Origin of the sequence: Brachybacterium sp. HMSC06H03 (genome assembly GCF_001807385.1) — a bacterium.
GTDB lineage: Bacteria > Actinomycetota > Actinomycetes > Actinomycetales > Dermabacteraceae > Brachybacterium > Brachybacterium conglomeratum.
Genome location: NZ_KV788718.1, coordinates 1 through 8,924 on the forward strand (window position 1 = coordinate 1; position 8,924 = coordinate 8,924).

Consider the following 8,924-nt stretch of genomic DNA (forward strand, 5'->3'; position numbering starts at 1 on the left):
CGAGGGCGAGCGCCTCCGCGCGCTGGGTGCGCTCGCGCTCGAGCGCGTCGACGTCGACGGCGCGGGCACGACGGCCGGCCCGACGCGTGGAGGACTGCGGGGCGGGCTCCGGGGCGTCGACGGGGGCGAGGGTGCGCTCGTGCTGCGCGGCGAGAGTGTCGAGGGCCTCCGCGACGGCGTCCGCGCGGCCGGGGAGCGAGGGATCGGGGCGGGCGGGGACGTCGACGAGACGATCCACCTCGCCCGAGGCGATCAGGCTCTCGAGCGCGGCGCGCACGTCCTCATCGAGATCGGAGGGTGCGGCGACGACCACCCGGTCCGGGAGTCGGGTCTGGGCGGTCAGTGCTGCGTGGAGCGCATCGTGGGTTCCCGCGGTCGTCGCCCCGCTCAGCAGGACGACCGCGGTGACATGGCGCTCGTTCACCGGGTCAGGATGTCAGACCACCCGGCGCTTGAGCTTGCGTCGCTCGCGCTCGGAGAGACCGCCCCAGATGCCGAACCGCTCGTCGTTCTCGAGCGCGTACTCGAGGCACTCGGCGCGCACCTCGCAGGAGACGCACACCTTCTTCGCCTCGCGGGTCGAGCCGCCCTTCTCGGGGAAGAACGCCTCCGGGTCCGTCTGCGCGCACAGGGCGCGCTCCTGCCAGCTCAGCTCTGCATCGTCGGAGTCCTGCCCGGCGAGGTCGAGCAGGGACAGCTCTGCACGCGCGTCGTCGTCGACTCGTTCCTCGTCCATGGCCACCACTCCTTCCACTGCTGTGTTGACCTGTCATGACCAGCGAAGGCCTCTTCCGGCCACTAAAGTACACCGGTGTAGTTATGGTGCGTCAAGCGGCGTCGGCGCGTCGCGGAGCACATCACTGCACGAACGGCCGTGCACGACACGGCGGTCGTCGCCCGCCGCGGCGACCCTCTCCGCGTCCCGCGCCGCCGCTGCACATTCCGGGGCGACGCCGCCCCTCCGATCCCTCGTCCCGGCTCCCCGCCCGCCGCAGGAGCCCGCCCCGGGAGGCACCGTGACCACCATCCCGTCCCCGTCCGATCCCGCCGACGCCTCCTCCGCCGCGTCCGCCCCGAGGGCTCTCCCGCCGCAGGTCATGGTGCTGCCGCTGACCGGGCTCGGCGAGGTCCGGGAGGGCGCCGACCTCGTCGCCCTGCTCGCCGATGCGCTCGCCCCGCTCGCCCCGCGCGAGGGAGACGTGCTGTGCGTCTCGACGAAGATCGTCTCCAAGGCGCTCGGCCTGCGAGTGAGCCCCGAGGAGCGGGACGCGGCGATCGAGCGCATCGCCGTGCGCACCGTCGCCCGCCGCCTCCACACCCGGGTGGTGACCTCGGTGGTCCAGATCCCCTCGGGCCCGGTCATGGCCGCCGCCGGGGTCGACGGCTCGAACGCGCCGGACGGCCCGCTGCTGCTGCCGGAGGACCCCGACGCCTGCGCCCGCGAGCTGCGCGAAGGGCTCGTCGCCCATCTCGGGGTCCCTATCGGGGTGGTGCTCACCGACACCTCCTCGCGGATCTGGCGGGTGGGGGTCTCCGACATCGCGCTCGGGGCGGCCGGGGTGACCTCGCTCGAGGACCTGCGCGGCGGGGTCGATGCCGACGGGCGGCACCTGAGCGTCACCGTGCGGAACCTCGCCGACGAGCTCGCCGCCGCCGCGGATCTCGTCAAGGGCAAGTCGAGCGGGATCCCGGCCGCGCTCGTGCGCGGGGTGCCCGGGGCGACGGGCGTCGACGTCCCGGCCCGGGAGCTCTCGCGCACGGGGGCCGACGACTGGTTCCGCCGGCCGAGCCTGGAGTCGGTGTGGGCCGCCCTCGGCCTCGCCCCGGAGCAGGAGCCGATCGCGCGGATGTCCCCGGAGCCCGCCGAGGAGCGGATCGCCCGGGCGCTCGGGGTCGCCGCGCTCCCCCGCCCCGGCGCCGCCCCGTTCCGCTCCCGGGCCGCCGCGGTCCGGGACCGCTCAGGCTCGACGCATATCGTGGTCGAGCGGGCCGATGCCTCTGCCGCCGCGCTCGCCGACGCCGCGACGCTGGCCGAGCGGGTGCGCACCGCGCTCGGCGCCGAGTCCCTCGGCGAGGAGCTGCCCCAGGTGCCCGTGCTGATCGTCCCCGATCCCGAGGAGGACCCCCGATGACCTCGTCCCCGACTCCCGGCCCCTCGACGACGGGCCGTGCACTGCTCGCGGCGCTCGAGGCGCTCGGTCCCACGCCGGCGCTCGCCTGGTACGGCGAGGCGTCCCGGATCGAGCTGTCCGGGCACGTGCTCGCCAACTGGGTCATCAAGGCGATCGGGCATCTGCACGACGAGGTCGCGCTGGAGCACGGCGACACGGTGGTCCTGGACCTCGCCCCGCACTGGAAGCGCCTGGTGCTCGCGCTCGCGACCTGGTCCCTCGGTGGCGAGGTCGTGCTGCTCCCGCGGACCGGGGCGGGGGATCCGTCGGCCGACGACGCCGCGGCCGCGCGGCCGGGCGGCGGCGTGGACCCGCGCGTGGTGGTCACCGACCGTCCGGACTCCGCGCTCGCGGACACGGCCGACGAGGTGCTCGCCGTGCAGGGGGTCTCCCTCGCGCCCCGCTACGACGGGGAGCTGCCGCCGCTGGTGCGGGACTGGCTGGTCGAGGTGCGGGGCAGCTCGGACCGGCTCGGCGTGGCGCTGCCCGCCTGGAGCGGTCCCGCCCCCGCCCCGAGCTCGGGCGGTGCCGCACCGCGACTGCTCGTGACGGGCGACGGGCTCGAGACGGCGTCCCTCACGCTCGGCGCCTTCCTGGAGGGCGGCGGGATCGTCGGCCCCGCGGCGGCGGTCACCCCGGAGCGCGCCGAGGTCGAGGGCGTCACCGGCCGGAGCTGAGCCGCAGCCCCCGCCGGGGCGCGGCGGGCGGGGCTCAGCTCGCGCGGAGCGTCACGATGGCCTCGGTGGGGTCGCCGTCGAAGACGGTGCGGCCCTTGCGCAGCACGACGATGCGGGTGCAGAGCTTCTCGAGCATCTCCAGCTCGTGGGAGACGACGACCATGGTGCGCCCGGCCTTCTGCAGCTCCCGGATCCGCTCCAGGCACTTGCGTTGGAAGGGCTCGTCGCCGACGGAGAGGATCTCGTCGACCAGGAAGATGTCCGGCTCGGTGTGCACCGCGACGGAGAAGGCCAGCCGCAGGAACATGCCCGAGCTGTAGTACTTCACGTCGGTGTCGATGAACTCCTCGATCTCGCTGAACGCGACGATCTCGTCGAACTTCGCATCGATCTGCTCGCGGGTCATGCCGAGGATCGCGCCGTTGAGGTAGACGTTCTCCCGCCCGGAGAGGTCGGGGTGGAAGCCGGCGCCCACCTCGATCAGGCCGGCGACCCGGCCGCGCAGCAGCACCCGTCCCCGGTCGGGGAAGAGCACCCCGGAGATCGTCTTCAGCAGGGTCGACTTCCCGGAGCCGTTGAAGCCGATCAGGCCCACCGTCTCCCCCGCGTGGACGGTGAGGTCCACATCGTCGAGGGCCAGGAAGGTGTCGGCGAGCTTCTTGCGCTGCAGCGCGGAGAACACCAGCTCTTTCAGGGAGTGGTCGTGGCGCAGCGAGAACTGCTTGGTGACGTGCTCGATCCGCACCATCTCGCGGTCGGTGGGGCGTGCAGCGGACTCGGGCACGGCGTCGATGTTCGGGCTCATCCTCGTCCTCCCCTCACAGTTCCTGGGCGAAGCGCCGCTTGGAGCGCTCGAAGACCACGGTGCCGATCACGAAGGTGGCCACGGCGATGAGCAGTCCCGCCCACCACAAGCCGTAGGGCTCGTGCGGGGACAGCAGCGAGGGGTCGACGGTCGCGCGCTCGACGACCTCGGGGCTGTAGCGCCAGAACGCCACGTGGAACAGCTCCACCACGATCGTCAGCGGGTTCAGCTGGTACAGCCAGAACCAGATCGTGCCGCCGATCGATTCCTCCACCATCGAGACGCGGTACAGCACCGGCGACAGCCAGGTGGCGACCATGACGATGAGGTCCACGAAGTTCTCCACGTCGCGGAAGGCCGCGTTCAGCGCCGCGGTGATCATCCCCAGCCCCATCGTGAAGATCAGCAGGATCGCCATGCCGAGCACGAAGGCGAGCGCCGCCGTCGGCGAGGGCAGCCAGCCGAACAGCAGCGCGCCCACGACCAGCACCAGCAGCTGCGGCAGGAAGTGCACCAGCGCCACGATCATGCTCGACCAGGGGAACAGCTGGCTGGGCAGATAGATCTTCGAGACCAGCGCCTGGTTGCCCGTGATCGAGCGGGTGGCGTTGCCGAAGACCTCGCCGAAGAGGTTCACCACGACGATGCCGCTGAACAGGTACACCGCGTAGGCCGGGGTGTCCCGCTGGAGCTGCAGGAAGACGCCGAGGGCGATGTAGAAGGTGATGAACTGGACCGCGGGCTTCACGTAGCTCCACAGCATCCCCAGCGCGCTGCCGCGGTAGCGGACGCGCAGCTCCTTGCGCACCAGCAGGAGCAGCAGGAACCGCTCCGTGACCGGGTTCAGCCAACCGGCGTCCTGTCCGGGCGCGCGCCAGCCCTCGGCCTGCTCGGCCCGGGTGGGGAGCTGGCCCGCCCGCGTGCGGGGGGCCTCGCTCACGCCGAGGTGCTCCCGCCGCTCGCGCCGCTGCCGGCCGTGCCCGTGGTGCGGTCCTTCTCGCGCACCGGGGCGGGGTTCTCCGCGAAGGTCCGCTCCCACGCCTCGAAGGAGGTGATCCGGCCGGCGGACTCGCGGTACTGCGCGGCCAGCTCGTTCCAGCGGCGGTGGAGATCCAGGTGCGCGGTCAGCGCCTGGGCGAGCTTGTCCCGCACCTGCTTGGGATCGCGCTTGTACCAGGCGACCTGGGTGCCCTCGGCGTTCGAGACCAGCGCGCTGTCGTAGGCGGACAGGCGCCACCACTTCGCGTCCAGGTGCGGCACGACCGCCTGCGGGTTCTCGTCCGCGCGGGGCGAGGTGGGCTTCAGCAGCTGCTTGGCCAGTGTCTTCGCCGTCCACACCGGGAGCATGAAGCGGCGCGGCTCGGTGAAGGGGCGGCCCTTGCGCGGCGGCTTGTCCATGTGGACGGGCGGGTAGGAGTCCTGGTCCTTCTTCGCGCTCGCGTCGGCGAAGTCGGAGGCCATGGCGCGGATCTCGGGCAGCTTCGTGCCGATCGAGGGATGGAGCGCGTCGGGGCCCTCGAGCACGTCGCGCTGGGCCATCAGGCGCCCCGCCTCGGTGTAGTACTGCATCGAGATGAGGTGCTTGACGTCCATGAACTGCGACTCGCGCACCACGCGGCCGCCGCGGGGGTAGGGCGAGTGCAGCAGCGCGGTGATGATGCGGTTGCGCTCGTGGAAGTAGGCCTGCCAGCCCACCAGGTCGTCCTTGTCCACCCAGCTCATGTGCCACACGCCCGCGCCGGGGAGGGACACGGTCGGGTAGCCCGCCTTCTTGGCGCGCAGACCGTACTCGGCGTCGTCCCACTTGATGAACACCGGCAGGCTCAGCCCGATGGCGCGCACCGTCTCGGTGGGGATCAGGCAGGACCACCAGCCGTTGTAGTCCACGTCGGCGCGACGGTGGAGCCACGGGGTGGAGCGCAGCGGCTCGGTGGAGAAGTCGTGGCCCAGCTGGCCCTCGGTGTTCGCCAGCGCCGGCTGGATCCGCCAGGGGTTCACGACCTCGCCGAAGGTGTGCAGCACGCTGCGATTGTTGAGGTCGAACATGTGGGCGCCGACGAGGGTGGGCCGGGTGGCGAAGTCCGCGAAGGTCACCAGGCGCACGAGCGTCTCGGGCTCCAGCACAATGTCGTCGTCGCAGTTGATCACGTAGGTGGAGGTGCCGTTGGTGGAAGCCTCGTACATGCCGCGGGAGAAGCCGCCGGAGCCGCCGATGTTGCCCTGCTCGATGATGCGCAGCTGCTCGCCGAGCTCCGCCTGGAGCGGGGCGAGGTCCTCGGGATGATCGCCGAGACGATCCGCGCCCTGGTCCACGATGTACATCACGTCGAGCTTCTCGCGCAGGTCGGGGTTCTCCGCGACGGTGGCGATGTTGTCGAGCACGTAGTCGACCTTGTTCATCGTCGTCATGGCGATGGAGAAGGTGCCGTCGGTGCGGGCGAGGTCCGCATCGGCCGTCCACTCGGCGCCGATGATGGTGAGGTCCTCGGCGCCGGCGTAGGCGTCGAACCAGTACCAGCCGCCGTCGCCGAAGGCGGTCAGCGGCAGCTCGAAGACTGTCTCGCCGGTGCCGGTGACGCTCACCGAGTCGTGGCGCTGCAGGCTGCCGCGCGCCGTGGAGCGCATGACGACCAGGGTGCCGGAGCCGGCCGTGCGCACCACGAGCCGCAGCGCGCGCACCGGGGTCCAGCGCCGCCAGTAGCTGGCGGGGAAGGCGTTGAAGTAGGTGCCGAAGGACCGCATGGACTGCGCGGGAATCCGCACGGAGTGGCGGTCGCTGAGCTCGCTGACGTCGACGGAGGCCGCGCTCGCGACGGGCTGGCCGGAGACCCCCGAGTCGGACGAGTCGCCGCCGCCGAGGCCGAAGGCGCTGCCGCTCGCGCCGGAGCGCGCGTCGGAGGCCTCGATGTACAGCGGGGCGATGTCGGGGGACGCCTCGGTGGGCAGGATCAGGCGCTGCAGCACGCGCTGCGGCGTGGTCGTCTCGGGCGCGGCGTTCTCGGGGGTTGCCGTGGCGGCAGGGGTGGCGTTCATGGTGCTCCTCGTCGGCGGTCGTCTCGGGCCCCGCGCTGCGGGGCGGTCGGGTCAGCCCCGCAGCAGGTCGGGCAGCTTGTTGTCGGCCATGGACAGGGCGGAGCCGATGGCCATGTGCATGTCGAGGTACTGGTAGGTGCCCAGGCGCCCACCGAACAGTGTGCGGGGCTCGACCTCGGCGCGCTTGCGGTACTCGAGCAGCCGCTCGCGGTCGGCGCCGGAGTTGATCGGGTAGTACGGCTCGTCGCCGGACTCGGCGAAGCGGGAGTACTCGCGCTGGATGACGGTCGCGTCCTTGGTGTAGTCGCGCTCGGGGTGGAAGTGGCGCGGCTCGATGATGCGGGTGTAGGGCACCTCGGCATCGGCGTAGTTCATGACGGAGGTGCCCTGGAAGTCGCCGACCTCCAGGTGCTCGGTCTCCAGGTCGATGGTGCGCCAGCCGAGCTCGCCCAGGTCGTGGTCGAAGTAGCGGTCCACCGGGCCGGTGTAGACCACCGGCAGGTTCCCGCGCACCGCATCGCGGTTCAGCGGCTGGGAGGTGTCGAAGTAGTCGGTGTCCAGGCGCACCTCGATGTCCGGGTGGTCCGCCATCCGCTCGAGCCACGCGGTGTAGCCGTCGGTGGGCAGGCCCTCGTGGGTGTCGTTGAAGTAGCGGTTGTCGTAGGTGTACCGCACCGGGAGGCGGGAGATGATCGAGGCAGGCAGGTCCTTGGGATCGGTCTGCCACTGCTTGCCGGTGTAGTTCTTGATGAACGCCTCGTACAGGGGGCGACCGATCAGGGAGATGCCCTTGTCGTTGAGGTTCTCGGGATCCTTCCCGGCGAACTCGCCGGCCTGCTGCGCGATCAGGGCGCGCGCCTCGTCGGGCGTGTAGGCGGCCTGGAAGAACTGGTTGACGGTGCCGAGGTTGATCGGCATCGGGTACACCACGCCCTGGTGGGTCGTGTAGACCTTGTGCTGGTAGCCGGTGAAGCTCGTGAAGCGATTGACGTACTCCCACACCCGGTCGTTCGAGGTGTGGAAGAGGTGGGCGCCGTACTTGTGGACCTCGATGCCGGTGACCGCATCGGCCTCGGAGTACGCGTTGCCGCCGATGTGGGAGCGACGGTCGATGATGGTCACCTTCGCGCCGTGCTCGGCCACCGCGCGCTCCGCGATGGTCAGGCCGAACAGGCCGGAGCCGACGATCAGGAGGTCAGGAGTCGACACAGGGGGTCCTTTCGATGCGGGCGGATTCTCCGCCGGGGACTCGATCACAGTAGCGGAGGCGCGACCGGGGGACGGCTCCCCGCCTCGGCGCGCCGGAGCGTGTGGCAGTGGTCATGCGGTGCGGCCGTCGTGCTCGACGAAGCGCCGGTAGGCCAGGCGGCGCGCCCATCCCGGGGCGAGGCGGTAGACGCACCGCTCCCCCAGGTTGCGCAGGAAGCCGGCGGGGGTGGTCACGCGGTCCATCACGAAGCGGCGCTGCAGGCGCAGGTCGCTCGCGAAGAGCCGCCACCCGCCGCGGCGGGCGAAGAGGTGCTCGTCCACGCGGTAGTCCACGAGCACGTCCGGGAGGTTCGCCATCCGCGCCCCGCCCAGCATCATCCGCTCCCAGAGCCAGTAGTCCTCCAGCAGGGGCAGGTCGCGGTAGCCGCCGACGGCGAGCACCGTGGAGCGGCGCAGCACCATCGTGGGGTGGTGGAAGGGGCTGTGCCGCGGGAGATAGGCGGTGATCTCGGCATGGGTCAGGGGCCGGGTGCGCAGCGGCCCCCGGCCGGGGGCGACGCGGTCGCTGAACTCGCGCATCGCCCCGCCCAGGAGATCGAGGCGGTCGCGCCGCATCCGCGGGATCTGGAGGGCGAAGCGCCCGGGGCGGCACAGGTCGTCGGCGTCGGCCCGGGCGACGAGCTCGTACGGGGAGGTCTCGAGGCCGTCCTGGAGCGCGGCCGCGACCCCGCGATGGGCGCTGTGGCGCAGCACGGTCGCCGGGCCGTGGTCGCCGGCCTCCACCCGCTCCACCAGCGCCTCCAGCGGGGCGGGGAGCGGCCCGTCGACCGTGAGGATCAGCAGGTCGGGGCGGAGCTGCTGCGACTCGGTGGCGGAGACGATCGCCTGCCGGACCCGGTCCGGCCGGTCCTTCGCCCACAGCGGCATGAGCACCGCGAAGGGCTCGGCGCCCTCGGCCCTGCCCCCGGGGCGGGCGGGTGCCTCGTCCTCGGCGCGGCCGACGGGCGGCTCCTCCACCCCGCGGCCGCC

The 8,924-nt window shown here is 72.2% G+C and carries 8 protein-coding genes and 1 pseudogene; 2 read left to right on the forward strand and 7 right to left on the reverse strand.

Features of this window, described 5'->3' with window-relative positions:
• Both HMPREF3159_RS05305 and HMPREF3159_RS05310 read right to left on the reverse strand, forming a co-directional pair.
• A pseudogene (locus tag HMPREF3159_RS05305) lies at positions 1–424 on the reverse strand (hypothetical protein); the annotation flags it as partial.
• A 12-nt stretch (positions 425–436) separates the two neighbouring features.
• A complete protein-coding gene (locus tag HMPREF3159_RS05310) occupies positions 437–736 on the reverse strand; it encodes a WhiB family transcriptional regulator (protein ID WP_010549808.1) in 300 nt (99 codons plus the stop codon).
• A gap of 280 nt (positions 737–1,016) precedes the next feature.
• Here HMPREF3159_RS05310 and HMPREF3159_RS05315 point away from each other — a divergent pair, with 280 nt between their 5' ends.
• Entirely contained in the window at positions 1,017–2,132 is a 1,116-nt protein-coding gene (locus HMPREF3159_RS05315; protein WP_070500004.1) for a coenzyme F420-0:L-glutamate ligase, read from the forward strand.
• Positions 2,129–2,848 carry a TIGR03089 family protein gene (locus HMPREF3159_RS05320; RefSeq protein WP_070500005.1) on the forward strand — a complete coding sequence of 240 codons (720 nt, stop codon included), beginning with the start codon at positions 2,129–2,131 and terminating at the stop codon, positions 2,846–2,848. Before HMPREF3159_RS05315 ends, HMPREF3159_RS05320 begins: the two co-directional genes overlap by 4 nt.
• A 34-nt stretch (positions 2,849–2,882) precedes the next feature.
• Here HMPREF3159_RS05320 and HMPREF3159_RS05325 read toward each other — a convergent pair whose 3' ends face one another.
• The 5 genes from HMPREF3159_RS05325 to HMPREF3159_RS05345 form a co-directional block, all read right to left on the reverse strand.
• Entirely contained in the window at positions 2,883–3,653 is a 771-nt protein-coding gene (locus HMPREF3159_RS05325) for an ABC transporter ATP-binding protein (protein ID WP_083305806.1), read from the reverse strand.
• 13 nt (positions 3,654–3,666) lie between these two features.
• A complete protein-coding gene (locus HMPREF3159_RS05330) occupies positions 3,667–4,593 on the reverse strand; it encodes an ABC transporter permease (protein ID WP_070500006.1) in 927 nt (308 codons plus the stop codon).
• On the reverse strand, positions 4,590–6,686 hold the full coding sequence (locus HMPREF3159_RS05335) for a glycosyltransferase (RefSeq protein WP_070500007.1): 2,097 nt from the start codon (positions 6,684–6,686) through the stop codon (positions 4,590–4,592). Before HMPREF3159_RS05335 ends, HMPREF3159_RS05330 begins: the two co-directional genes overlap by 4 nt.
• A gap of 51 nt (positions 6,687–6,737) precedes the next feature.
• The gene (gene glf, locus HMPREF3159_RS05340; RefSeq protein ID WP_070500008.1) at positions 6,738–7,895 is read right to left on the reverse strand and encodes a UDP-galactopyranose mutase; all 1,158 of its coding nucleotides are present in this window, start codon (positions 7,893–7,895) and stop codon (positions 6,738–6,740) included.
• Between the two features lie 111 nt (positions 7,896–8,006).
• A partial coding sequence (locus HMPREF3159_RS05345) for a glycosyltransferase (protein ID WP_371441691.1) occupies positions 8,007–8,924 on the reverse strand: 918 nt, incomplete at its 5' end.